23 protein-coding genes are annotated in these 21,822 nt (G+C 65.6%); 21 read left to right on the forward strand and 2 right to left on the reverse strand.

The annotated features are described in order from the left end of the window. Window positions 1–55 precede the first annotated feature (55 nt). The 10 genes from ACQR1Y_RS25300 to ACQR1Y_RS25345 all read left to right on the forward strand — a co-directional run bounded on the left by ACQR1Y_RS25300 (window position 56) and on the right by ACQR1Y_RS25345 (window position 9,258). Window positions 56–880, forward strand: coding sequence for a flagellin (locus ACQR1Y_RS25300; protein ID WP_434856735.1), 825 nt, complete (start codon window positions 56–58; stop codon window positions 878–880). A 58-nt stretch (window positions 881–938) separates the two neighbouring features. Next, the gene (gene fliD, locus ACQR1Y_RS25305; RefSeq protein WP_434878681.1) at window positions 939–2,651 is read left to right on the forward strand and encodes a flagellar filament capping protein FliD; all 1,713 of its coding nucleotides are present in this window, start codon (window positions 939–941) and stop codon (window positions 2,649–2,651) included. Further along, a complete protein-coding gene (gene fliS, locus ACQR1Y_RS25310) occupies window positions 2,651–3,076 on the forward strand; it encodes a flagellar export chaperone FliS (protein ID WP_434878680.1) in 426 nt (141 codons plus the stop codon). The genes fliD and fliS overlap by 1 nt, the downstream gene beginning before the upstream one ends. A gap of 208 nt (window positions 3,077–3,284) precedes the next feature. Next, entirely contained in the window at window positions 3,285–3,578 is a 294-nt protein-coding gene (locus tag ACQR1Y_RS25315; protein WP_434878679.1) for a hypothetical protein, read from the forward strand. Window positions 3,579–3,891: 313 nt separating this feature from the next. Continuing rightward, window positions 3,892–4,554, forward strand: a complete 663-nt coding sequence (locus ACQR1Y_RS25320; RefSeq protein ID WP_434878678.1) for a flagellar hook assembly protein FlgD — start codon at window positions 3,892–3,894, stop codon at window positions 4,552–4,554. Between the two features lie 22 nt (window positions 4,555–4,576). Continuing rightward, on the forward strand, window positions 4,577–5,815 hold the full coding sequence (flgE, locus tag ACQR1Y_RS25325; protein WP_434856730.1) for a flagellar hook protein FlgE: 1,239 nt from the start codon (window positions 4,577–4,579) through the stop codon (window positions 5,813–5,815). A gap of 2 nt (window positions 5,816–5,817) precedes the next feature. Continuing rightward, on the forward strand, window positions 5,818–6,081 hold the full coding sequence (locus tag ACQR1Y_RS25330) for a hypothetical protein (RefSeq protein WP_434878677.1): 264 nt from the start codon (window positions 5,818–5,820) through the stop codon (window positions 6,079–6,081). A 15-nt stretch (window positions 6,082–6,096) separates the two neighbouring features. Further along, window positions 6,097–6,549 carry a flagellar protein FlgN gene (locus ACQR1Y_RS25335; protein ID WP_434878676.1) on the forward strand — a complete coding sequence of 151 codons (453 nt, stop codon included), beginning with the start codon at window positions 6,097–6,099 and terminating at the stop codon, window positions 6,547–6,549. 27 nt (window positions 6,550–6,576) lie between these two features. Further along, complete coding sequence (gene flgK / locus ACQR1Y_RS25340; RefSeq protein WP_434878675.1) at window positions 6,577–8,334, forward strand: flagellar hook-associated protein FlgK; 1,758 nt, start codon at window positions 6,577–6,579, stop codon at window positions 8,332–8,334. 15 nt (window positions 8,335–8,349) lie between these two features. After that, on the forward strand, window positions 8,350–9,258 hold the full coding sequence (locus ACQR1Y_RS25345) for a flagellin (RefSeq protein WP_434878674.1): 909 nt from the start codon (window positions 8,350–8,352) through the stop codon (window positions 9,256–9,258). Here ACQR1Y_RS25345 and ACQR1Y_RS25350 read toward each other — a convergent pair whose 3' ends face one another. Next, window positions 9,259–10,206 carry a LysR family transcriptional regulator gene (locus ACQR1Y_RS25350; RefSeq protein WP_434878673.1) on the reverse strand — a complete coding sequence of 316 codons (948 nt, stop codon included), beginning with the start codon at window positions 10,204–10,206 and terminating at the stop codon, window positions 9,259–9,261. Between the two features lie 148 nt (window positions 10,207–10,354). Between ACQR1Y_RS25350 and ACQR1Y_RS25355 the strand changes: the two genes are divergently transcribed. Genes ACQR1Y_RS25355 through ACQR1Y_RS25400 form a run of 10 tightly spaced genes read left to right on the forward strand, consistent with a single transcriptional unit; the run spans window position 10,355 to window position 19,923 of the window. Further along, on the forward strand, window positions 10,355–11,170 hold the full coding sequence (locus ACQR1Y_RS25355; protein ID WP_434878802.1) for a dioxygenase: 816 nt from the start codon (window positions 10,355–10,357) through the stop codon (window positions 11,168–11,170). Then, complete coding sequence (locus tag ACQR1Y_RS25360; RefSeq protein WP_434878672.1) at window positions 11,167–12,237, forward strand: maleylacetate reductase; 1,071 nt, start codon at window positions 11,167–11,169, stop codon at window positions 12,235–12,237. Before ACQR1Y_RS25355 ends, ACQR1Y_RS25360 begins: the two co-directional genes overlap by 4 nt. Window positions 12,238–12,284: 47 nt before the next feature. Then, the gene (locus ACQR1Y_RS25365; protein ID WP_434878671.1) at window positions 12,285–13,565 is read left to right on the forward strand and encodes an ABC transporter substrate-binding protein; all 1,281 of its coding nucleotides are present in this window, start codon (window positions 12,285–12,287) and stop codon (window positions 13,563–13,565) included. Window positions 13,566–13,590: 25 nt separating this feature from the next. Then, on the forward strand, window positions 13,591–14,310 hold the full coding sequence (locus ACQR1Y_RS25370) for an ABC transporter ATP-binding protein (protein ID WP_434878801.1): 720 nt from the start codon (window positions 13,591–13,593) through the stop codon (window positions 14,308–14,310). Next, complete coding sequence (locus ACQR1Y_RS25375) at window positions 14,310–15,017, forward strand: ABC transporter ATP-binding protein (protein WP_434856722.1); 708 nt, start codon at window positions 14,310–14,312, stop codon at window positions 15,015–15,017. Before ACQR1Y_RS25370 ends, ACQR1Y_RS25375 begins: the two co-directional genes overlap by 1 nt. Further along, window positions 15,014–15,877: a branched-chain amino acid ABC transporter permease gene (locus tag ACQR1Y_RS25380; RefSeq protein ID WP_434878670.1), complete on the forward strand. Its 864-nt coding sequence runs from the start codon at window positions 15,014–15,016 to the stop codon at window positions 15,875–15,877. Before ACQR1Y_RS25375 ends, ACQR1Y_RS25380 begins: the two co-directional genes overlap by 4 nt. An 11-nt stretch (window positions 15,878–15,888) precedes the next feature. Next, on the forward strand, window positions 15,889–16,950 hold the full coding sequence (locus ACQR1Y_RS25385; protein ID WP_434878669.1) for a branched-chain amino acid ABC transporter permease: 1,062 nt from the start codon (window positions 15,889–15,891) through the stop codon (window positions 16,948–16,950). A gap of 23 nt (window positions 16,951–16,973) precedes the next feature. Continuing rightward, a complete protein-coding gene (locus tag ACQR1Y_RS25390) occupies window positions 16,974–18,728 on the forward strand; it encodes an FAD-dependent oxidoreductase (protein WP_434878668.1) in 1,755 nt (584 codons plus the stop codon). A 19-nt stretch (window positions 18,729–18,747) separates the two neighbouring features. Further along, on the forward strand, window positions 18,748–19,653 hold the full coding sequence (locus tag ACQR1Y_RS25395; protein WP_434856718.1) for an intradiol ring-cleavage dioxygenase: 906 nt from the start codon (window positions 18,748–18,750) through the stop codon (window positions 19,651–19,653). 33 nt (window positions 19,654–19,686) lie between these two features. Beyond that, entirely contained in the window at window positions 19,687–19,923 is a 237-nt protein-coding gene (locus tag ACQR1Y_RS25400; RefSeq protein WP_434878667.1) for a hypothetical protein, read from the forward strand. 268 nt (window positions 19,924–20,191) lie between these two features. Here ACQR1Y_RS25400 and ACQR1Y_RS25405 read toward each other — a convergent pair whose 3' ends face one another. Further along, entirely contained in the window at window positions 20,192–20,542 is a 351-nt protein-coding gene (locus ACQR1Y_RS25405) for a RidA family protein (RefSeq protein ID WP_008965519.1), read from the reverse strand. A gap of 290 nt (window positions 20,543–20,832) precedes the next feature. Here ACQR1Y_RS25405 and ACQR1Y_RS25410 point away from each other — a divergent pair, with 290 nt between their 5' ends. Then, window positions 20,833–21,810 (forward strand): ABC transporter substrate-binding protein, encoded by a 978-nt coding sequence (locus tag ACQR1Y_RS25410; protein ID WP_434856716.1) that lies wholly within the window; start codon window positions 20,833–20,835, stop codon window positions 21,808–21,810. Window positions 21,811–21,822: the final 12 nt, after the last annotated feature.

Below are 21,822 nucleotides of genomic sequence, written 5' to 3' on the forward strand. Positions count from 1 at the left end.
CCGTCAGTCCGTCCACGATGCGGCGTGTCTTGCCGATCATTCAGGAGTTCTCACCGTGCCCGCCATTTCCACCAACATCGCCGCCAACTCGGCCGTCCGCTACCTGAACATCAACTCCAACCAGGAAACGAGCTCGCTGTCGAAGCTGTCGAGCGGCTCGCGCATCACCGCGGCTTCCGACGATGCCGCCGGCCTGGCCATCTCGACCCGCATTTCGTCCGACATCACCACCTTGCAGCAGGCCGCGACGAACGCCGCGCAGGCGACGTCGATCCTGCAGACCGCCGACGGCGGCGCGTCCAACATCAGCGACATCCTGGCGCGCATGAAGTCGCTGGCCTCCGAGTCGGCCTCCGGCACCACGGTCGGAACCAGCCGCACCTACATTCAGTCGGAATTCTCGCAGCTGATCAGCGAAATCACCTCGATCGCGACCGGCACGCGCTATTCGGGACAGAGCCTGCTCGATGGCACCAGCACTTTCTCCACCGGCGTGTCGGTGCTGGTCGGCTCCTCCGCCACCGATACGATCGACATCAAACTGTCGGATCTCACCGCCGCCACGCTCGGCGTGTCGACGCTCGACGTCAGCACGCAGGCCGGTGCGAACACTGCGCTGACGACGCTGGATACGGCGATCGACACGGTGTCGAAGGCACGCGCGGATATCGGCGCGCAGGAGTCGCGCTTCAACTTCTCGGCCGACTCGATCTCGACCCAGACCCAGAACCTGCAGTCCGCCAATTCGGCGATCAAGGACGTCGACATTGCCTCGGAGCAGGCGAAGCTGTCCTCGGCCCAGGTGAAGACCCAGGCGGCGGTGTCGGCGGAAGCCGCCGCCAACCAGATCCCGCAATATCTCCTGAAGCTGCTCGGCTGAGCCGCGATCCGCCGGGCCGGCGTTGCGCCGGTCCGGCTCCATTCTCGGAGGACGATGAATGACGGTGAGCAGCGCCACCTCGAGCACCAGCAGTACGACATCATCGTCCTCTTCGTCGACGAGCTCGAGCAGTTCCCTGACCACCTCGGGGACCAGCACCACGAGCACGATCGATTGGAGCGCGCTGATCGAGTCTGCCGTCAATGCCAAGCTGACCCAGGCGACGCAGATCTCGACCAAGATCACCGCCAACGAGGCCAAGATCACGGCGTATCAGACGCTGCAGACGGCGTTGAAAACGCTGTCGTCAGGGCTTTCCTCGCTCGCGACGTCGATGGTGAATTCGCTCGCGACCAACGTCTTCGCGACGCGGGCGGCGACGCTGAGTTCGACCGGAGACGTCAGTGCCTCATCGGCGTTGTCGATGTCGGTCAGCAACGGCGCGGCGACGGGAAGCCACACGCTGGCGATCGGCCAGATCGCGACCGCGCACAAGGTGACGGGAACGGCACAGTCGAGCCAGACCGACGCGCTCGGATACGCGGGCACGTTCTCACTGGGTCTCTCCGGCGGCAGCACCGCCGACATCACCATCACGAGCGATATGTCGTTGCTGGACGTCGTCGATACGATCAATGCGCAGACGTCCACGACCAATGTCGAGGCCTCCATCGTTCAGGTGTCGAGCGGATCGTATCAGCTGGTCCTGACCGGAACGCAGGATGCCGCAGACATCACCACGTCGAGCGCGTCCGGCGACGATGTCCTCAATGCGCTCGGCGTCACCGACAGCGCCGGCGACTTCTCGACGGTGTTGCAGACCGCGCAGGCCGCCGAGTTCACCCTCGACGGCATCAGCATGACCCGCACGACCAACGACATCACCGATGTCCTCAGTGGCGTGACGTTCAACCTGCTGCAGGCGACGCCGTCGGGGACGTCGCTGACCATCGACATCGGCACCGATACCAGCCAGATCTCGTCGGCGCTGCAGACCTTCGTCACCGACTACAACGCGTTTCGCGACGCCGTCATCGCGCAACAGACGACCAATTCGGACGGCACCGCCGCATCGAGCGCGGTGCTGTTCGGCGATGGCACGATGCGCGACATCATGAACACGCTGCAGGCGGTGCTCGGAACCTCGGTCGGCGGCCTCACGATGGCCGATCTCGGCCTGTCCTTCAACGAGAAGAACGAGCTCGAGCTCGACACCGGCACGCTGTCGACGATTCTCAGCACCAATCTCAGCGGTGTGACCACGCTGCTGTCGGCGCAGACCAAGACCTCGTCGAGTCAGCTCAGCGTCGTCAACACCGGAACGTCGCCGCAATCCTTCACGCTCGATCTCACGGTGGATTCGTCGGGAAGCCTGACGGCCGCCTCGGTCGGCGGCGACAGTTCGCTGTTCACCGTCAGCGGCAATACCATCGTCGGCAATTCCGGGACGATCTATGCCGGCATGGCCTTCACCTACACCGGCTCGACGTCGCAATCGATCACGGTGACGTCGACACAGGGGCTCGCCACGCAGATCTACCAGATCGCGAAAAACGCCTCGTCCACGACGGGATCGCTGCAGACGCTGATCGATAATCTGACGTCCCAGGACGAGACGATGCAGGCCAAGGTCGACGACATCAAGAGCGCGGCCGCGACATTCCAGACGCAGCTCACGGCACAGTATGCGAGATATCAGGCCGCCATCGAGAGCGCCAACAACACCCTGACCTACCTCAAAGCACTTCTCAACGCGAGTTCGAGTGACTGATGACCCAGAGTTCGATGGCCCAACTTGCAAGCCAGGCCTATCGCGGCGCGGCCGTGGCGGTGCCGCCGCTGCGCGCCGTGATCATGCTGCTCAATGGCGCGATGACCTGTCTGCAGAAATCGGTGCAGGCGCAGGAGGCCCGCCGCTTCGAGGAGGGGTATGCGCAGCTTACCCGGGCGATCGCGATCCTGCGCGGATTGAGCCTGCATCTCGACTCCGTCAGGGGCGGGGCCGTGGCGGAGCAGTTGTTCGAGACCTATAACGGGCTGATCGTCGCGGCCTTGCGCGCCTACGGCAAGCCTCGCATGCGCGAGCATGTCCAGACGATCACGAACAGCCTGCTCCAATTGCGGGAGGCCTGGGAGTCCGTCGACGCGGCTGCGCGGAGCGTGCGACCCCCTGGCGACTCGAGCTCCCGCCGATAGGCCCGAATCAGTCTCCTGTTGCACCGCAGAAATTCCCTGAAACTGGCTGGAAACAGTCAGCATCAACCGGCGCTCGCGGTATTCCGGTCGGCCGCAGGCGCGTCCGCCTGCCAAAATCGACAGGTTTTCGGTCCGTGTCCTGTGGTCCGTCGTCGCCGTCGGCCAATATCAATTTCGCGCGCCGCCTGAATGCTTTATGAGGAGGCTGATGACGCGGGATGGCCGGACGATGGACGTCAGGGAATTCGAGGATCTGATCGACCGCCTGGGGCAGGACCTCTCCCAATGGCCCGCTGAGCAGCGCCAGTCGGCGACCGATCTGCTGGCGTCGTCACCCGACGCCGAACGACTGCTCGCGGAAGCGCGCCTCGTGCGGCAGGCGCTGGCGTCGACGCCGATCCGTGCCCCCTCCGGTCTTGCCGCCCGCATCGTTGCGGCGGCTGGCCAGGCGACGTCCGAACAGACGGCGCCCGCATCTGCCGATGTCCACGAGGCCGGCTGAGCCGGGCCACGCACTCCGCACCCACCAAATGATCAATCGATGCGGCGGTCGCATCGGATGGCGCGTTCGCGCTCGAGCGCATTGAGCCGGTCGCGATGGTTCGCCGTCGTCATCATGCCTCGTTGCGCGCGCGAGCCTCGCCGCGCGTCGTACCAGGCGAATTTTGCCGCCTCGGCTGAGCGCGCGGCGGCAAATTCTGCCGCCAAAACAACGTAGTTCGCGACCTGTTTGTGCGCCTGATCTCGGCGCTTCGGCCGTTTGATCAGCAGACATCTCCACCACGCCGGAGGTGTTGCGAGAGCCGGAGCCAGCCATGACGATTACTGCAACAAGCTCGTCGACAACGACGACATCCTCGACGTCATCGAGTAGCGACTCGCGCACGACGCTGAGCTCGACCGACTTTCTCCAGTTGCTCGTCAGCGAGCTGCAGAACCAGGATCCGCTCAACGCGACCAGCGTGACCGACTTCGTCAATCAGATGACGTCCTACGCCAACTATACGTCGCAGCAGTCGCTCAACAGCAGCATGACATCGCTGGCCAGTTCGTTCTCGAGCCTGGTGACGCTGAACTCCGTCAATTACATCGGCCACACCGTCGAGGCGAAGACGGACACGGCCGTTCTCTCCAATGGCTCCGCCACGTTCGGCTACTCATTGTCCTCGGCCGCATCGAATGTATCGATCTCGATCAACGATTCCTCGGGGAACACGGTCTGGACCGGCACGGGCACGGGCAACAAGGGCAGCAACAGCATCACCTGGGACGGCACGGATTCGAGCGGCAACCAGCTCAGCGACGGCGGCCAATACACGATCTCCGTCACCGCCACCGACTCCTCCGGCAACTCGGTCCTCAACTATACGACCGTCACCGGAACGGTGACCGGCATCGACACATCGACCAGCACGCCCTCGCTCACCGTCGGCGGCGTCCCGGTCAGCGCCAGCAACATCATCGGCGTCACGTCCTGACGCGACCTTTCGGAGTAGCATCATGAGTCTGTCTGGAGCACTGTCCTCGGCCATCTCGGCACTCAACGCGCAGAGCTCGTCGCTTGCCATGATCAGCGACAACATCGCCAACGCCGACACCACCGGATACAAGACGACGTCCGGCCTTTTCGAACAGCTGGTGACGGCATCGAGCAGTTCCAAGGCTTATTCGTCCGGCGGCGTGTCGGTGTCGGGCCGCGCCAACATCACGCAGCAGGGACTGCTGGCCGCAACGACGAACGCGACCGACGTCGCGATCCAGGGATCGGGCTTCTTCGTCGCGACCAATTCGACCACCGCTGGCGGCGAGACGTTCTACACGCGCAACGGCGCGTTCACGATCGACAATGCCGGCTATCTCGAGAACAACGGCTACTATCTCGAAGGCTGGCGGACCGATGCGAGCGGCAACGTCGTCGGCAACGGGCTCGAGCCGGTCAACACCAGGGTCGCGCTGACCAACGGCGGAGCCACCACCGAGACCTCGCTGGCCGCCAATCTGCCGGCCGATGCCGCGAGCGGCGACACGTTCAGCAGCTCGATGACCGTGTATGACTCGCTCGGCCAGGCGCACACCATGAACATCACCTGGACCAAGTCGACCACCGCCAACGAATGGACCGCCGACTTCGCGCCGGCGACGAGCACGGACGGCACGGTGACCAGCGGCACCTATACCATCGACTTCAACTCGGATGGCTCGCTGAGCAGCGTCTCCTCGACCAATCTCGGCATCACCTGGAACAACGGCGCGGCGGCCAGCTCGATCGCGCTGAGCTTCGGCACCACCGGCGGCGGCACCGACGGCCTGACGCAGAAGGCCTCCGGCAGCACCACCCCGAGCGTCTCCAACTTCAGCGCCAATTCCGATGGCGTCTCGTTCGGCACGCTGAGCAGCATCTCTGTGGGCAAGAACGGCCTGGTCGAAGCGACTTATTCCAATGGCGAGACCGTGCCGATCTACAAGATCGCGGTGGCGACCTTCGGCGATCCGAACGGGCTCGTGGCGCACAGCAGCGGCATGTATTCGGCAACCGCGACCTCCGGCAACGCGACCTTGCAGGCATCCGGTGAGAACGGCGCCGGGACGGTCTACGGCAGCGAGCTGGAGTCCAGCACGACGGACACGACAGGCCAGTTCAGCAGCATGATCTCCGCCCAGCAGGCCTATTCGGCGGCGTCGCAGGTCGTCTCGGCGGTGAACAAGATGTACGACACCCTGATCTCGTCGATGAGGTAGCCATGACCGAGCTGAGCAAGGACCGGCTCGGTGAGGGCGAGATGCTGTTGAGGAAGTTGCGGCGGCTGAAGCTCCGTGCGGCGGCCGTCGGCAAGGATGATCGTACGCAACTGCTGGCGCTGATGGACGATATCGAGAGTGTCCGCCGCAAGCTGCTGCGCGAATGCGCGCTGCTCGAGGAAGAATTCAGGGTTGCCGCGGTCCGCGTGACCGCCTTGAGCAGCTACGCGCGCGTGGCGCAGGCAAGCCGGCGCCGTGAACATTGAGATGGGAGTGACAGAATGAAACTGGGAACCCAGGCCGATCGACGGCCGGCGAGCGAGGACGACGTGCGCACCTTGCTCGCGCTGATCGATGAATTGATCGCTGTGATCTCGGAAGAGAATGCCGAGCTCGCCAAGGGGCTGCCGGCCTCGCGGTCCAAGCAGCTCGACGACAAGAGCCGGCTGGCCGGGGTTTTCGAGCAGCGGGTCGCCGAATGTGCGAGGCAGACGGCGAGCCTCGACGTGCGCGACCGCGTGCTGCGCGAGCAGCTCATGGAGCACATCATCAGGCTGCGCAGCGCGATGGACGAGAATCTGGTCCGCCTGCGCGCTGCGATCGACGCCAGCCATCGGCGGATCGAGGCGATCATGCAGGCCATCCGCGACCAGATCGCGAGCGCCTCGCCCTATGGGGCCGGCGGGCGTCTGACCGCGCGCGCGACGTCCTGCGGAACCAATGTCCGGGCGTGATCGACAACGGGAAGCGGGAGTCGAACGATGTCGCTCGATATAGCACGGCTCGTCGCGTTCAGCGGCATCTCCGCCACGGAGTTGCAGATCAGTCTGGCGTCGTCGAACATCTCGAACGCCGATACTACGGGCTATACGCGGAAATCGGCCAACCAGGTCGCCGACGTCACGGCCGGCATCGGCACCGGCGTGTCGATCACCGGCATTTCGAGCAATGTCGACAAGCTGCTGCTGAAGTCGCTGATCGCCGCCAATTCCGAGCTCGGCTCCGCCGACGCTACGAACAACTATCTCGAACAGCTTCAGCAGCTGTTCGGCAGCGCCTCGACGTCGGGGACGTCGACCGGCGGAACGTCGCTCGCCAACTCGCTGGCATCGCTGGAGTCAGCGCTGTCATCGCTGGCGAGTTCGCCGAGCAGCGTGTCGCTGCAGTCCGCCGTCGTCAGCGCCCTCGATGATTTCGCGAGCCAGCTGCGCGGCACGTCCAGCAGCGTACAGACTCTCCGCGCCAACGCCGACAAGGACATCGCGTCGTCGGTCGAAAGCGTCAACGACGACCTGCAGCAGATTGCCGATCTCAACGTCGAGATCCGGAAGCTGGCGGCGTCGGGCCAGTCCACGGCCGACCTCGAGGACCAGCGCAACGCCGCGCTGCAGGATCTCTCGTCTTACATGAACGTCAGCTATTATACGGCGTCCAACGGCGACCTGCAGGTCTACACCTCCTCGGGGCGGGCGCTCGTCGATAGTTCCGCTCACGCGCTCAGCTATACGGCGTCGGCCAATGTCTCGGCATCCTCCAGCTATGGGTCCGGCGGTTTCAGCGGCATCATGGTCGACGGCGTCGACGTGACCTCGCAGATCACGTCCGGCAAGATCGGCGCGCTGGTGACCCTGCGCGACCAGACCCTCCCGGCGGTGCAGAGCCAGCTCGATCAACTGGCGTCACAATTGGCATCGGCGCTCAACGAGACCACGAACGGCGCATCGGCAGTGCCGCCGCCGAACAATCTGACCGGCACGACGGCGACCAGCGGCGCGGCGTCGCTGTCTGCCTCCGGTACGGTCCGCATCGCCGTGGCCGACCAGAGCGGCAATCTCGTCTCCTACCAGGATCTCGATCTGTCGTCCTATGCCACGGTGGGTGACCTGGTCACCGCCCTGAACGGCATCTCCGGTGTCTCCGCGTCGGTCGATTCTGCCGGGCATCTGTCGATCAGCGCAACGTCGTCCTCGTATGGCGTCGCCATCAACGACATGAGCAGCGCGATTGGCGGCGCCGGCTTCTCCGATTATTTCGGCATGAACGACCTTGTGACCGGGACGGGCGCCGCCGACTTCGCGGTGAGAAGCAGCATCCTGTCCGGCGATGCAGGCCTGCCGACCGGATCGCTCGACGGGTCCACGACCCTGACGACCGGAAGCCAGGTGTTGACGTCGGGGGCGGCGACCATCATCAACGCGCTCTACGACAGGCTGACCGGCGCGACGAGTTTCTCGTCGGCCGGAGGCCTGAGCGCGACGACCGGCTCGTTCGCCGACTATGCGGCGGCCATCGTCGCCAATGTCGCCAGCAAGGCGTCGCAGGCATCGAGCGCCTACACGACGAAATCAACGGCCCAATCGACCTACGCCGGTTCCCTGTCCTCGCAATCCGGCGTCAACATCGACGAGGAGACGGCCAGGCTGAGCGCATTGCAGAACAAGTATGCGGCGGCGTCCCAGGTCATCTCCGTCGTCAACAGCATGTTCTCGTCGCTGCTCAGCGCCGTGCAGTCGAGCTAACCCGGAGCGAATGCCATGACGATGCGGATCGCGACCTTTGCGAATTCCGACCAGATGATCGCAAGCTCGCTGCGGACGCAGGCGACCATGGCGACGCTGCAGGTCCAGGAAGCGTCGGGATTGAAATCGGAGTATCTTGCGGATTACGGCGCCGACACCCAGCATGTCGTCAACCTGCAGGTCTCGGTCACCCGTGCCCAGTCCTATATCGATGCGGCGACGCTGGCCGACAGCAAGGTGCAGGTGATGTATTCGGCGGTCGGCCAGGTGTCCGATGTCGTCACGCAGCTGCGATCGGCGCTGAGCGCCGCGACGTCTGGCAGCAGCACGGGAACCTCCTCTGCCATCAGTACCGCGCAGCAATTGCTGCAGCAGATGACGGGGCTCCTCAACACGCAGTACGATGGACAATATCTGTTCGGCGGCGCGCGAACCTCGACAACCGCCGTCGACACCTCGGCCTTCGCGTCGGGAACGGGCTCGCTGACGACGGCCGACACCAGCTATTACCAGGGTGACAGCGAGCTTGCATCGGTGCGGGTGTCGGACCGGCAGTCCGTGAGCTATGGTGTGACGGCGGACGACCCGGCGTTTGAAAAGGTCATGCGCGTCCTCAAATATGTTGCGAACAGCGCGAACCTGTCCGACAGCGACATCAGCGCGGCCCTGACGCTTGCCGATCAGGCCGTGGACGAGGTGGCGACGGTGCAGGCGAAGCTATCCGACGCCGCGTCGCGGATCGAGAGCGCCAAGTCGCAGCAGACCGATTACAAGAGCTATGCCGAGAGCCTTGCGACCGACCTGACCAGCGTCGACGTCGCGGCGGTCACTGCACAATTGTCGACGTATCAGGCGCAGCTGACAGCGTCCTACACGGCGATCTCCAAGATCCAGAGCCTGAACCTGGCCAGCTATCTGCGGTGATCACCCCTTCCAGATCACCGATTGCTCGTGGCGGCGGATCAGCTCGGCGAGCGCGGCAAAACCCTTTGCGACCGAGTCCGAGAACGCGAGCACCGCGGGCGATTGCGGGCTTCCGGCGAGCCGCAGAATGCCGAGCGCGCGCTCCGGATGCGGCACGCGCAGCGGCAGCGCGGTGATCTCGCGCTCCTTGCGATAGGCGAAGACGACGCCGTGCGGCAGGATGGTGAGCGCATCGCTGCGCTTCAGATAGTTCATCGCGCTTGCCAGCGAGCCGCCCACGTAAGGCATGCTCACGCCGGTCGAGCCGAACGAGAGCAGCAGCGCACGCATGTCGGCCTGCAGCGGGCTGTTCGGCGGCGGCGCGATCCAGGGATAGTCCAGGATCTCCGGGCCCTTCAGCTTGCGTTTCATCAGCAGCGGGTGGGTGACGCGGCAGGCGATGACGTTGCGCCCGGGCAGGATCGACTGGAATTCGAGGTCATCGCCGTCGAGCACGTCGACCGGACAGATGGCGAGATCGATGCGGTCGGCGCGAATCGCCTCCTGCAGGTCCGGCATGTAGCCGTAGCTCTGGATCACGCGCACGTCGGGGCGGACGTTGTGGAACTCGGCGATCAGGCCGGAGATCAGGCCATCCATAAAGAACGGTGTCCCGGCCACACGCACGGAGCCGGCCAGCCCGTGGCGAAAATTGTCGATCAACTCGGACGCCTTGCGCGAGGCGAGCAGCATGGCCTGGCCGTGATCGGCAAGCGCCCGGCCGAACGGCGTCGGACGCAGCGGCCGGCGGCCCTTGACGAACAGCGGCTCGCCCAGCCGCTTTTCCAGGGCGGCAAGCGTGCGCGAGACCGCCGGCTGCGTCATGCCGAGCAGCGCGGCGCCCTCGGTGACGCCCCCGGCATTGATGACGGCGGCGAGCTGGACGAGGTGGCGTTCGTCGATCTTCATAGCAATTTGCTATATTATCCCGCGCAAAAATCATCAATGCCCTCGCCGGGCCCTGCTACCGTTCCACGAAACAGGACAACGTTTCCGGGGAGGGACGATGCGGCAGGAGCTGCCCATCGATCGCAGTGGCGGACAGCCGGGCGAGGCCATGCTGGAGCGCATCGCGCGGGCCGGCGACGGCCGGCTGGCGATCGGCATGATCGCCATCGTCAGCCACATCCATCAGCTGATCCGCGAGCTTCGTCCGACCAGGGCAGAATGGCGCGACGCGATGGGGTATCTCGCAGCCGTCGGCGATGCCACCACCGACAACCGCCAGGAATGGGTGCTGCTGGCCGACCTCATCGGCGCGACCGCGCTGGTCGAGGACATCAACAGCCGCCGTCCCGCGGGCGCCACGCCGAACGCGCCGCGCGGCCCGTTCTATCGCGCCGACGCGCCGCGCCGCCCCAATGGCGCGAACATCTGTCTCGACGGCGCAGGTGAGCCGCTCGCGGTCGCGGGCAGGGTGGTGGATCTCGACGGTCATCCGATTGCCGGCGCCGTCGTCGAGACCTGGCAGGCCAACGGGCAGGGCTTCTTCGAGAACCAGCAGCCGGACGAGCAGCCGGACTGCAATCTCCGCGGCATTTTCACGACCGATGCTGATGGCGCGTTCGATTATCTCACGGTGAAGCCGGCGAGCTATGCTGTGCCGGTCGATGGTCCCGCGGGCCGGCTGCTCGGGCAGCTCGGCTGTCCGCTGCGGCGCCCGGCCAGCATTCATTTCATCGTCTCCGCCGCCGGCTTCGAGCCGATCACGACGCAGCTGTTCGACCGCACTGATACGACCGAAGACGCGCTACATTGCGTGAAGCCGAGCCTGCTCGCCGACTTCAAGCCGACGCGGCGCAAGGACGTGCCGTGGAGCCTCGCCTACACCTTTGTCATGGCGCGCGCGCCGAAGACGCGGAGCATGACATGACGAGCACACGCGCCTTCGTCTTCCCGGGTATCCGCTCGCGCGTCGTGTTCGGCGCGGGCACATTGTCGCAGCTCGGCGCCGAGCTGCAGCGGCTCGGCCGCAGGCGCGCGCTGCTGCTGGCGACGCCGCAGCAGCGCAAGGACATCGATGCGCTCGCCGACCGGCTCGGCAGCGCTACGGCCGGCGTCTTCGCCGGCGCGGTGATGCACACGCCCGTGGACGTCACCCGCGAAGCCGTGGCGGCCTATGAGCAGAGTGGGGCGGATTGCGTGATCGCGCTCGGCGGCGGCTCGTCGATCGGGCTCGGCAAGGCGATCGCGCTGCGCACCGGGGCCGACCAGATCGCCATCCCGACCACCTATGCCGGCTCCGAGATGACCGACATCCTCGGCGAGACCAGCAGTGGCGAGAAGACCACGCGGCGTGATCCCGCGATCCTGCCGGAGACGGTGATCTACGACGTCGATCTCTCGCTGAGCCTGCCGAAGGAGATGACCATTTCGTCAGGCCTCAACGCGATCGCGCATGCCGCCGAGGCGCTGTATGCGCCGGACCGCAATCCGATCCTGTCGCTGATGGCGGCGGATGCGATCAGGGCGTTCGCGACCGCGTTGCCGGCCGTGGTCGCGAACCTCTCCGACAGAAACGCCCGCGCCGAGGCGCTGTACGGCGCATGGCTGTGCGGCGCGACCCTTGGCGGCGCCTCGATGTCGCTGCATCACAAGCTCTGTCATACGCTCGGCGGCAGCTTCGACACGCCGCATGCACAGACGCATGCGATCCTGCTGCCGCACACGATCGGCTTCAATGCGGCGGTCGCCGGTGATCTGCTGGCGCCGATCTCCGCCGCGCTCGGCGGCGCCACACCCGGCAAGGCGCTGTATCGCTTCGCCGTGCAGCTCGGCGCGCCGACACGGCTGAAGGATTTCGGCCTGACCGAGCCTGATCTCGAGCGGGCGGCCGCGATCGCGGTCAAGAACCCCTATGCCAATCCGCGGCCTTTCAACCAGGCTGATATCCGCGCGCTGCTGCAGGATGCCTGGTCCGGCACAGAACCACCGCTCTAGACCGATCGTGACTTAACTCAAAAAACAAAACAGGGAAGGAACGACACATGATCACGCGACGAAGGCTCCTTGAGACCGCCGCTGTCGGCGGCCTGCTGTCCGCCACCGATACGATCTTCAAGCCCGCGCTCGCAGCCGGCAAGGCGGCCAAGATCGGCTATGTCAGCCCGCAGAGCGGGCCGCTCGCAGCCTTCGCCGAGGCCGACAAGTTCATCATCGACGGCTTCAACGCCGCGGCCAAGGCGGCCGGCCTGCAGGTCCAGGTCGTCGTCAAGGACAGCCAGTCGAATCCGAACCGCGCCGCCGAGGTCGCCAAGGAGCTGATCGTCAGCGACAAGGTCAACCTGATGCTCGTCGCCTCGACGCCGGAGACGACCAATCCGGTCTCGACGACCTGCGAGTCCGAGGGCCTGCCGTGCATCTCCACCGTTGCGCCGTGGCAGCCCTGGTTCATCGGCCAGCAGGGCAATCCCGGCGACCCCGCCTCGTGGAAGCCGTTCAGCTCGAGCTATCACTTCTTCTGGGGCCTGGAGGACGTCATCGCCGTCTTCACCAACATGTGGGCGCAGCTCTCGACCAACAAAAAGGTCGGCGGTCTCTTCCCGAATGACGGCGACGGCAACGCCTGGGGCGATCCGAAGGTCGGCTTCCCGCCGGTGCTGACCGAGAAGGGCTACAAGCTGATCGATCCCGGCCGCTATCAGAATCTGTCGGACGACTTCTCCGCCCAAATCAACGCCTTCAAGTCCGGCAATGTCGAGGTGATCACCGGCGTGATGATCCCGCCTGACTTCACCACCTTCTGGAATCAGGCCAAGCAGAAGGGCTTTGCGCCGAAGATCGCCTCGATCGGCAAGGCGCTGCTGTTCCCGCAGGCCGTGGAGGCGCTCGGCAAGCAAGGGCACAATCTGTCCTCGGAAGTCTGGTGGACCCCGAGCCATCCGTTCAAATCGTCCCTGACGGGCGCGTCCGCCAAGGAGCTCGCCGATGGCTTCACCGCCGCGACCAAGCGGCCGTGGACGCAGCCGATCGGCTTCGTGCACGCGCTGTTCGAGATCGCGGCCGACGTGCTCAAGCGCGTTGACGATCCGACCAACGCCGACAAGATGATTGCAGCAGTCGCGGCGACCAAGCTCGACACCATCGTCGGCCCGATCGCCTGGAACGGCGCCAAGCTGCCGCCCTTCGCCGCAAAGAACGTCTGCAAGACGCCATTGGTCGGCGGGCAGTGGCGGCTCAAGGATGGCGGCGGCTACGACCTCGTCATCACCGACAACAAGACGGCGCCGAATATTCCCGCGGGCGGGAAGATGGAGCCGATCGCCTGACAGTCGCATGAGCGGAGCAGCCGGCGTGCCCATCCTCGAGCTTGATCATGTCGCCAAGCGCTTCGGCGCGTTGAAGGTCACGGATGACGTGACCTTCGACGTCGCGTCGGGCGAGGCGCTCGGCATCATCGGTCCGAACGGCGCCGGCAAGTCGACGCTGTTCAACCTGATCACCGGCAATCTGCGCGTCGACGCCGGCCGCGTGGCGTTCGATGGCGTCGACGTCACGCGGATGCCGCCGATGGCGCGCTGTCATGCGGGGGTGGGGCGCACGTTCCAGATCCCGCAGCCGTTCGAGAGGCTGACCGTATTCGAGAACCTCGTGGTGGCCGCGAGCATGGGATCGCGCAAGGCGGAATCCGAGGTCACCGATCGCTGCGCCGACATCCTGGTCAAGACCGGGCTGATCGACCGCGCCAACACGCTGGCCGGCGGGCTCGGCCTTTTGCAGCGGAAGCGGCTGGAGCTGGCGCGCGCGCTCGCCACCGATCCGAAACTGCTGCTGCTCGACGAAATCGCCGGCGGCCTGACGGAGGCCGAATGTCAATCGCTGGTCGAGACGATCGGCAGCATCCACGCCTCCGGCGTGACCATCGTCTGGATCGAGCACGTGCTGCATGCGCTGAATGCCGTGGTGCAGCGGCTCCTGGTGCTCAATTTCGGCAAGGTCATCGGCATCGGCAAGCCCGAGGAGATCATGGCCTCCAGCGCGGTGCGCGAGATCTATCTGGGGATCGAGGTCTGATGGCGCTGCTCGCAACCCATGGACTGACGGCGTTCTATCGCGACTTCCAGGCGCTGTTCGGCGTCGACCTCGTGCTGGAGGCCGGCGAGACGATTGCGATCGTCGGCGCCAACGGCGCCGGCAAGTCGACCTTGATGCGCTCGATCTCGGGCGTGCTGCGCAACGGCGCCGATCAGATCCTGTTCGACGGACGCCCGATCGGCGCGCTGGCTGCGCCTGATGTCGTGGCGCTCGGCATCGCGATGGTGCCGGAGGGACGAAAACTGTTTCCCTCGCTGTCGGTGGAGGAGAACCTGCTGATCGGGCGCTACGGCCGCGCAGCGCCGGGGCCCTGGTCGCTGGAGACGATCTACCGGCTGTTCCCGGTGCTGAAGGAGCGGCGCCACACGCCGGGCACCGCGCTGTCCGGCGGCCAGCAGCAGATGGTGGCGATCGGGCGAGCGTTGATGTCGAACCCGCGCGTGCTGCTGTGCGATGAGCTGAGCCTCGGCCTCGCGCCGATCATCATCAAGGACATCTACGCCGCGTTTCCGGCGATCCGCGCCAGCGGCGCGTCGATCGTGATCGTCGAGCAGGACATCGGCCAGGCCATGAAGGTCGCGGATCGGCTGTACTGCATGATGGAGGGCCGCGTGACCCTGAGCGGCCGGCCCGCGGAGCTCAGCCGCGAAGCGATCCACGCGGCCTATTTCGGAGCGCACGCATGAGCTGGGCAGACACCATCCTGCAGGGCGTGCTGCTCGGCGGCCTCTACGCGATGTTCGCCGCCGGGCTCTCGCTCGTATTCGGCATCATGCGGCTGGTGAATCTCGCGCATGGCGATTTGATCGTGCTCGCGGCCTATCTGATCCTGGTGCTGGTCAGCGGTCTTGGCCTGCATCCGTTCGTCGCCGTTGTCATCGCGATGCCGCTGATGTTCGGCATCGGCTGGCTGCTGCAAGCCTATGTGCTCAACCGGACGCTCGGCCCGGACATCCTGCCGCCGCTGCTCGTGACCTTCGGTCTGTCGGTGGTGCTGCAGAACGGCTTGCTGCAAGCCTATTCGGCCGACAGCCGCCGCATTCCCGCAGGCTCGCTGGAGACTGCGTCGGTCGCAATCGGGCCGTTCAACATCGGCGTCATGCCGATGCTGACCTTCGCCTCGGCGGTTGGCGTGATCCTGATCCTCAACCGCGTGCTCTACGGCACCGAGCTCGGCCGCGCCTTCCGCGCCACCTCCGATGACGCCGTGACCGCCGGCCTGATGGGCATCCGGCCCAACCGGACCTTTGCGGTGGCGACGGGCATCGCGATGGCGATCGTCGCGATCGCCGCCGTGTTTCTCGGCACCCGCGCCAATTTCGATCCGACCATCGGTCCGGCGCGCCTGATCTATGCGTTCGAGGCCGTCATCATGGGCGGGCTCGGCTCGCTGTGGGGGACGTTGGCCGGCGGCGTCGTGCTCGGCGTGGCGCAGACGCTCGGCGGTGCGATCAATCCGGAATGGCAGATCCTCGCCGGTCATATCGCCTTCGTGCTGGTGCTGCTGGTCCGTCCGCGCGGCTTCTTCCCGCGCGCGGTCGATTGAGGGGCAGGGCGATGCACGGACGATCCATCCCCTGGCGCGTCGAGACGAGGACCAAGGCCTCGATTGTCTTCGCCATCATTGCGGCGCTCATCGTCGTGGCCGGCGTCGTCGCGCCGGCCTATCTGCCGCGCTCGACCTTGCAGGACCTGTTCTTCATCCTGACCATGCTGGTGCTGGCGCAGAGCTGGAACCTGCTCGCGGGCTATGCCGGCCTCGTCTCCGTCGGCCAGCAGGCCTTCGTCGGCCTCGGCGCCTACGCGATGTTCGCCGGCGTCGTGCTGCTCAAGCTCGATCCGCTGCTCTCGATCCTGCTCGGTGGCGTGGCTGCGGCTGCGCTCGCCATCCCCGCCGGCTTCTTCGCCTTCCGTCTGCAGGGGGCATACTTCGCGATCGGCACCTGGGTGGTCGCGGAGATCGTCCGCCTCGTCGTCGCGCAATGGAAGACGCTCGGCGGCGGCACCGGCACATCGCTGCCGGGGGCCGCGACCCGCGCCATGTTCGGCACCGATGTCGTGCAGCGTCTGTTCGGCGTGCGGCCGGCGCAGGCGGTCGACATCATCTGCTACTGGCTGGCGCTGCTGCTCGCGGTCGCGACGATCTTCACGGTGTATCGGCTGTTGCGCTCGCGCCATGGTCTCGCGCTCGCCTCCGTCCGCGATAACCAGGAGGCTGCGCGCGCCGTCGGCGTCGATGCGCGGCGGCTGAAGGCCATGGTCTATCTGACCAGCGCGGCGCTGACCGGTCTCGTCGGCGCGCTGATCTATGTGCAGAAGGCGCGGATCTCGCCGGACGCGGCGTTCTCGGTGATCGACTGGACCGCCTATGTGATCTTCATCGTCGTGATCGGCGGCATCGGCACCATCGAGGGGCCGATCGTCGGCGTCCTGATCTTCTTCGGCCTGCAGAAGCTGCTCGCCGATTTCGGTTCGCTCTATCTGCTCGCGCTCGGCCTGATCGGCATCGTCATCATGCTGTTCGCGCCGCAAGGATTATGGGGCCTGTTCGCAAGCCGGACCGGCATCCAGCTGCTGCCGGTCCGCCGCCTGCTGCGCGGCGGACCGATCGACAACTGACAACAATCGACAGGGAGGGCCCGATGGCCGACATCAAGACAGACGTTCTCATCATCGGCACCGGTCCGGCCGGCTCGGCCGCGGCGGCGCTGCTGTCCACCTATGGCGTCGAGAACATGGTGGTCAACCGCTATCGCTGGCTCGCCAACACGCCGCGCGCCCACATCACCAACCAGCGTACGATGGAGGTGCTGCGCGACCTCGGTCGCGACGTCGAGGACGAGGCCTACATGTTCGCCTCGCAGCAGGACATCATGGGCGAGAACGTGTTCTGCACCTCGCTCGCAGGCGAGGAGATCGGCCGGCTCAAGACCTGGGGCAATCACCCGCTGTCGCGCGCCGAGCATCAGCTGTCGTCGCCGGCGAAGATGAACGATCTGCCGCAGACCTACATGGAGCCGCTGCTGTTCAAGACGGCGTGTTCGCGCGGCACGCAGGCGCGGATGTCGACGGTTTATGAGAGCCACGTCCAGGATGACGACGGCGTGACGACGACCTTGCTCGACCGCCTGACCGGCAAGACCGTCACCGTGCGCTCGAAATATCTGATCGGCGCCGACGGCGGCAACTCGCTGGTGGCGCAGCATGCCGGCCTGCCGTTCGAGGGCAAGATGGGCGTCGGCGGCTCGATGAACATCCTGTTCAAGGCCGACCTGTCGCGCTACGTCGCGCACCGGCCGTCGGTGCTGTATTGGGTGGTGCAGCCCGGCGCCGATGTCGGCGGCATTGGTATGGGTCTGGTGCGTATGGTGCGGCCGTGGAACGAATGGCTGATCGTGTGGGGCTATGACATCAACCAGCCGGCGCCGGAGGTCGACGAGGCGTTTGCCTTGAAGGTCGCGCGCGATCTCGTCGGCGACCAGGACCTTCAGATCGAGCTGCAGTCGGTATCGACCTGGACCGTCAACAACATGTACGCGACCCGCACGTCGCATGGCCGCGTGTTCTGCATGGGCGACGCGATCCACCGCCATCCGCCATCGAACGGCTTGGGATCCAACACCTCGATCCAGGACGCCTTCAACCTGGCCTGGAAGCTCGCTTATGTCATCAAGGACCGCGCCGGGCCAAAGCTGCTCGACAGCTACACGATCGAGCGCGCGCCGGTCGCCAAGCAGATCGTCACCCGCGCCAACAAGTCGATCGAGGAGTTCGGGCCGATCTTCCAGGCGCTCGGCCTGCTGGACTCGATTGATCCCGTCAAGATGCAGCAGAACATGGACGCGCGCTGCGACCGCACCGAACAGGCCGAGCAGCAGCGTGCCAAGATCCGCGAGACCATCGCCAGCAAGGTCTATGAGTTCGATGCCCACGGCGTCGAGATGAACCACCGCTATCGCTCGGACGCCATCGTGACCGACGGGCAGCAGGAGCCGGCCTTCACCCGGGATCCCGAGCTGCACTTCCAGCAGACGACCTGGCCTGGCGCGCGGCTGCCGCATGCGTGGCTGTTCGGCAAGGATGGCACGAAAATCTCGACGCTCGATCTCGCCGGCCATGGCAAGTTCACGGTGCTGACCGGTATCGGCGGCGAGGCCTGGGCGGCGGCGGCGAGGAAGCTCAGCCAGGAGCTCGGCATCGAGATCGACGCGCATGTGATCGGCCCGCGCCAGGTCTGGCAGGATCTCGACGGCGACTGGTCGCGGTTGCGCGAGGTGAGGGACGGCGGCATCGTGCTGACGCGGCCGGATCAGCACGTGTGCTGGCGGCGCGAGACCTTGGCCGAGGATCCGGCGGCGGAGCTGCGCCGCGTGTTCAAGCGGATCCTGGCGAACTGAAGCGGAAAGGGAAGACCTCATGGACGATCATGAGCAAGGCTATTTCACCGAAGAGAACTCCGCCGAAGTCGTGATCGGCCGCAACAAGAACGCCAAGGACGCGCGGCTGAAGGAGGTGATGGCGGTCATCACCCGCAAGCTGCACGAGGCGGTGAAGGAGATCGAGCCGACCCAGCAGGAATGGTTCGAGGCGATCATGTTCCTGACCCGCACCGGCCAGATGTGCAACGAATGGCGGCAGGAATTCATCCTGCTGTCGGACGTGCTCGGCGTCTCCATGCTGGTCGACGCGATCAACCACCGCAAGCCGGCCGGCGCGTCCGAGAGCACCGTGCTCGGGCCGTTCTACGTGCACGACGCGCCGGAGCTGCCGCTCGGCAGCAACATCTGCCTCGACCGCAAGGGCGAGGACATGGTGATCTCCGGCACGATCCGCGACACCGAGGGGCGGCCGATCCCGAATGTGAAGATCGACGTCTGGCAGACCAACGATGACGGCTTCTACGACGTGCAGCAGAAGGGCCTGCAGCCCGACTTCAACCTGCGCGGCGTGTTCCGCACCGACGAGGCGGGCCGCTACTGGTTCCGCGCCGTCAAGCCGCGCTTCTATCCGATCCCCGACGACGGCCCGGTCGGCCAGCTCCTGGGCAAGCTCGGCCGGCATCCCTATCGGCCGGCGCATCTGCACTTCATCATCTCGGGCGACGGCTTCGAGACGCTGACCACCCACATCTTCGATCCCGACGATCGCTACATCGATTCCGATGCGGTGTTCGGGGTCAAGAAGAGCCTGCTGGCGAAATTCGATCGCGTCGACGATCCCCGCCGCGCCGAGCAGCTCGCCTTCGCCAACCCGTTCTGGGAGACGCATTTCGACTTCGTGCTGGCGGCGGTGCGCATCGGCCGGTCGCAGGATCACGTGTAGGAACGAACCGGTGGCAACGTCCGTTGGACGACCATGACAGGCAGAGACACCCGCGACCTGCGCTCCGGCGCCTATGATCCCGTCAGCAAGGACGGTTTGCCGCAACCGCAGCAGGTCAAGGACGCAACGACGCCGCGCCAGCGGGAGCAGTGGGGCGCCGACGTGCGCGCCGAGCCCTTACCCGGTACCGAACCGGTGCTCCCGGAAGGGCTGACGCGCGAGCGGCGCGATCCGCTCAATCGCAACACCGGCCGGCGCGAGACTAAATAGAAGCCACGAACTCGCTACGCTCCCTCTCCCCGTTCTTCACGGGGAGAGGGTTGGGGTGAGGGGCAGCGGAACGGGTGGTGTGAAGAGGGGCACACGCGCCGGGAGCGTTCGCGGTGAGACCTGTACCCCCTCACCCGGATTGCATCTATCGATGCAATCCGACCTCTCAGCGCGAGCGAAGCTCGTCGCGCCCCCGCAAGCGGGGCGAGGTGCAGCGAGCGAGCCGCACGAGCGTGAGTCTCACGGCAACTGCGCAATCCGCACCAACTTACTTCGCCGCGATCACCATGATCTCGACCGTGTATTGCGGCGCGGCCAGCCCAGCCTCGACGGTGGCGCGCGCCGGCGTGTTGCCGGCCGACACCCAGCCGTCCCACACCGCGTTCATCTCGCCGAAGGTCTTGATGTCGGTGAGGTAGATCGTCGCGGACAACAGCTTGGTCTTGTCGGTGCCGGCCTTGGCGAGATGACCGTCGATGATCGACAGGATCTCCTCGGTCTGCTTGGTCACGCTTTCGCCGGCGGTCTTCTGCGCGACGACGCCCGCCAGATAGACGGTATTGCCGTGCACGACGACCTGGCTCATGCGCGGGCCGACTTCAAAGCGCTGGATGGACATCGAGAGAACTCCTTAAAAGGTCAATTCGGGGCCTCTCCCTAGCGCGTGCCGCGCCGCAATGCCAGTCGGCTGCGACGGCTTCGGAGCGACGCGACCTTAAATTGCGGGTCTGGCGTCCTGCAAACTCCACGCGGCCATCATGTGTTTTCCGCCTGCCGACGCATTGTCGCGGTGCGGCGAAAGCTGCTCATGGCAGAGGCAAGCACGGAATGTTTTCCGCGCTTGCACCGATATTTGAGACATGAAACATTCCCCGCGAGGTTCCTTTTAAACGATTTCGGAGGGGCGTGATGCGGACACGGTTAATGCTGGCGGCGCTGGCAGCGATGACGTTGGCGACGAATGCGGGGCCGGGCTTCGCGCAGCAGACGATCCGCGTCGGCTGGACCATTCCGGCGGAGGAATCCAAATACTGGATGATGAAGCGGCCGAGCGAATTTCCGGATCTCGGCAAGACCTACAACATCGAGTGGACCCAGTTCCAGGGCACGGCACCGATGACCCAGGCGCTCGCCGCTGGCGCGCTGGATTGCGCGACCCAGGCGCCGCTGTCGCTGTCGAACGGCGTCGTCGGCGGCGGTCTCAAGGCCTACATCGTCGCCCAGCACGTCTATGAGAAGCCCGGCGGGTTCTCGGTGTATTGGGCGGTGAAGGACGATTCGCCGATCAAGACCATCGCCGATCTCAAGGGCAAGACGGTGGGCATCTCCGTCATCGGCGGCGGCACCCAGGGGCCGTTCAACCTGCTCCTGAAGCAGGCCGGGCTCGATCCCGCCAAAGACATCAAGCTGGTCGAGGTCGGCTTCGCGGTCGCCGAGGATGCGCTGCGCCAGGGCCGCGTCGACGCCGTCAACATGAACCAGCCGTTCGCCGCGCGCGCCGAGGCCAAGGGCGGCACCCGAAAGCTGTTCCAGCTGTCGCAGGCGATGCCGAACATCGTCCACATCCTCGAAGCCTGCCGCGCCGACTTCGTCGACAAGAACCCGGAGCTGGTGAAGGCCTATGTCCGCGACATCACCGCCGGCATGAAGAAGGCGCTCGCCAACCGCGACGAGACCCTGAAGGTCGTGTCCGAAGTGATGAAGGTGCCGGTGCCGGTGATCGAGACCTATCTGCTCAAGGACAATGATTTCGGCCGCGATCCCGTCGCCGCGCCGAACTTCCCGGCGATCCAGAAGATGCTCGACATCTACGCCGAGACCGGCATGCTGCCGAAGCTCGACGTCGCCCAGTTCAAGCATCCCTCGATCGTCGCGCCGATCCAGTAGGGCGCCACGCGG

This window comes from Bradyrhizobium sp. HKCCYLRH3099 (assembly GCF_051167855.1).
GTDB lineage: Bacteria > Pseudomonadota > Alphaproteobacteria > Rhizobiales > Xanthobacteraceae > Bradyrhizobium.

Excerpts from the sequence above, each read along its gene's own strand:
- fliD (WP_434878681.1), top strand. The coding sequence starts at position 939 with ATGACGGTGAGCAGCGCCACCTCGAGCACCAGCAGTACGACATCATCG.
- fliS (WP_434878680.1), top strand. The coding sequence starts at position 2,651 with ATGACCCAGAGTTCGATGGCCCAACTTGCAAGCCAGGCCTATCGCGGC.
- ACQR1Y_RS25315 (WP_434878679.1), top strand. The coding sequence starts at position 3,285 with ATGACGCGGGATGGCCGGACGATGGACGTCAGGGAATTCGAGGATCTG.
- ACQR1Y_RS25320 (WP_434878678.1), top strand. The coding sequence starts at position 3,892 with ATGACGATTACTGCAACAAGCTCGTCGACAACGACGACATCCTCGACG.
- flgE (WP_434856730.1), top strand. The coding sequence starts at position 4,577 with ATGAGTCTGTCTGGAGCACTGTCCTCGGCCATCTCGGCACTCAACGCG.
- ACQR1Y_RS25330 (WP_434878677.1), top strand. The coding sequence starts at position 5,818 with ATGACCGAGCTGAGCAAGGACCGGCTCGGTGAGGGCGAGATGCTGTTG.
- ACQR1Y_RS25335 (WP_434878676.1), top strand. The coding sequence starts at position 6,097 with ATGAAACTGGGAACCCAGGCCGATCGACGGCCGGCGAGCGAGGACGAC.
- flgK (WP_434878675.1), top strand. The coding sequence starts at position 6,577 with ATGTCGCTCGATATAGCACGGCTCGTCGCGTTCAGCGGCATCTCCGCC.
- ACQR1Y_RS25345 (WP_434878674.1), top strand. The coding sequence starts at position 8,350 with ATGACGATGCGGATCGCGACCTTTGCGAATTCCGACCAGATGATCGCA.
- ACQR1Y_RS25350 (WP_434878673.1), bottom strand. The coding sequence starts at position 10,206 with ATGAAGATCGACGAACGCCACCTCGTCCAGCTCGCCGCCGTCATCAAT.
- ACQR1Y_RS25355 (WP_434878802.1), top strand. The coding sequence starts at position 10,355 with ATGCTGGAGCGCATCGCGCGGGCCGGCGACGGCCGGCTGGCGATCGGC.
- ACQR1Y_RS25360 (WP_434878672.1), top strand. The coding sequence starts at position 11,167 with ATGACGAGCACACGCGCCTTCGTCTTCCCGGGTATCCGCTCGCGCGTC.
- ACQR1Y_RS25365 (WP_434878671.1), top strand. The coding sequence starts at position 12,285 with ATGATCACGCGACGAAGGCTCCTTGAGACCGCCGCTGTCGGCGGCCTG.
- ACQR1Y_RS25375 (WP_434856722.1), top strand. The coding sequence starts at position 14,310 with ATGGCGCTGCTCGCAACCCATGGACTGACGGCGTTCTATCGCGACTTC.
- ACQR1Y_RS25380 (WP_434878670.1), top strand. The coding sequence starts at position 15,014 with ATGAGCTGGGCAGACACCATCCTGCAGGGCGTGCTGCTCGGCGGCCTC.
- ACQR1Y_RS25385 (WP_434878669.1), top strand. The coding sequence starts at position 15,889 with ATGCACGGACGATCCATCCCCTGGCGCGTCGAGACGAGGACCAAGGCC.
- ACQR1Y_RS25390 (WP_434878668.1), top strand. The coding sequence starts at position 16,974 with ATGGCCGACATCAAGACAGACGTTCTCATCATCGGCACCGGTCCGGCC.
- ACQR1Y_RS25395 (WP_434856718.1), top strand. The coding sequence starts at position 18,748 with ATGGACGATCATGAGCAAGGCTATTTCACCGAAGAGAACTCCGCCGAA.
- ACQR1Y_RS25400 (WP_434878667.1), top strand. The coding sequence starts at position 19,687 with ATGACAGGCAGAGACACCCGCGACCTGCGCTCCGGCGCCTATGATCCC.
- ACQR1Y_RS25405 (WP_008965519.1), bottom strand. The coding sequence starts at position 20,542 with ATGTCCATCCAGCGCTTTGAAGTCGGCCCGCGCATGAGCCAGGTCGTC.
- ACQR1Y_RS25410 (WP_434856716.1), top strand. The coding sequence starts at position 20,833 with ATGCGGACACGGTTAATGCTGGCGGCGCTGGCAGCGATGACGTTGGCG.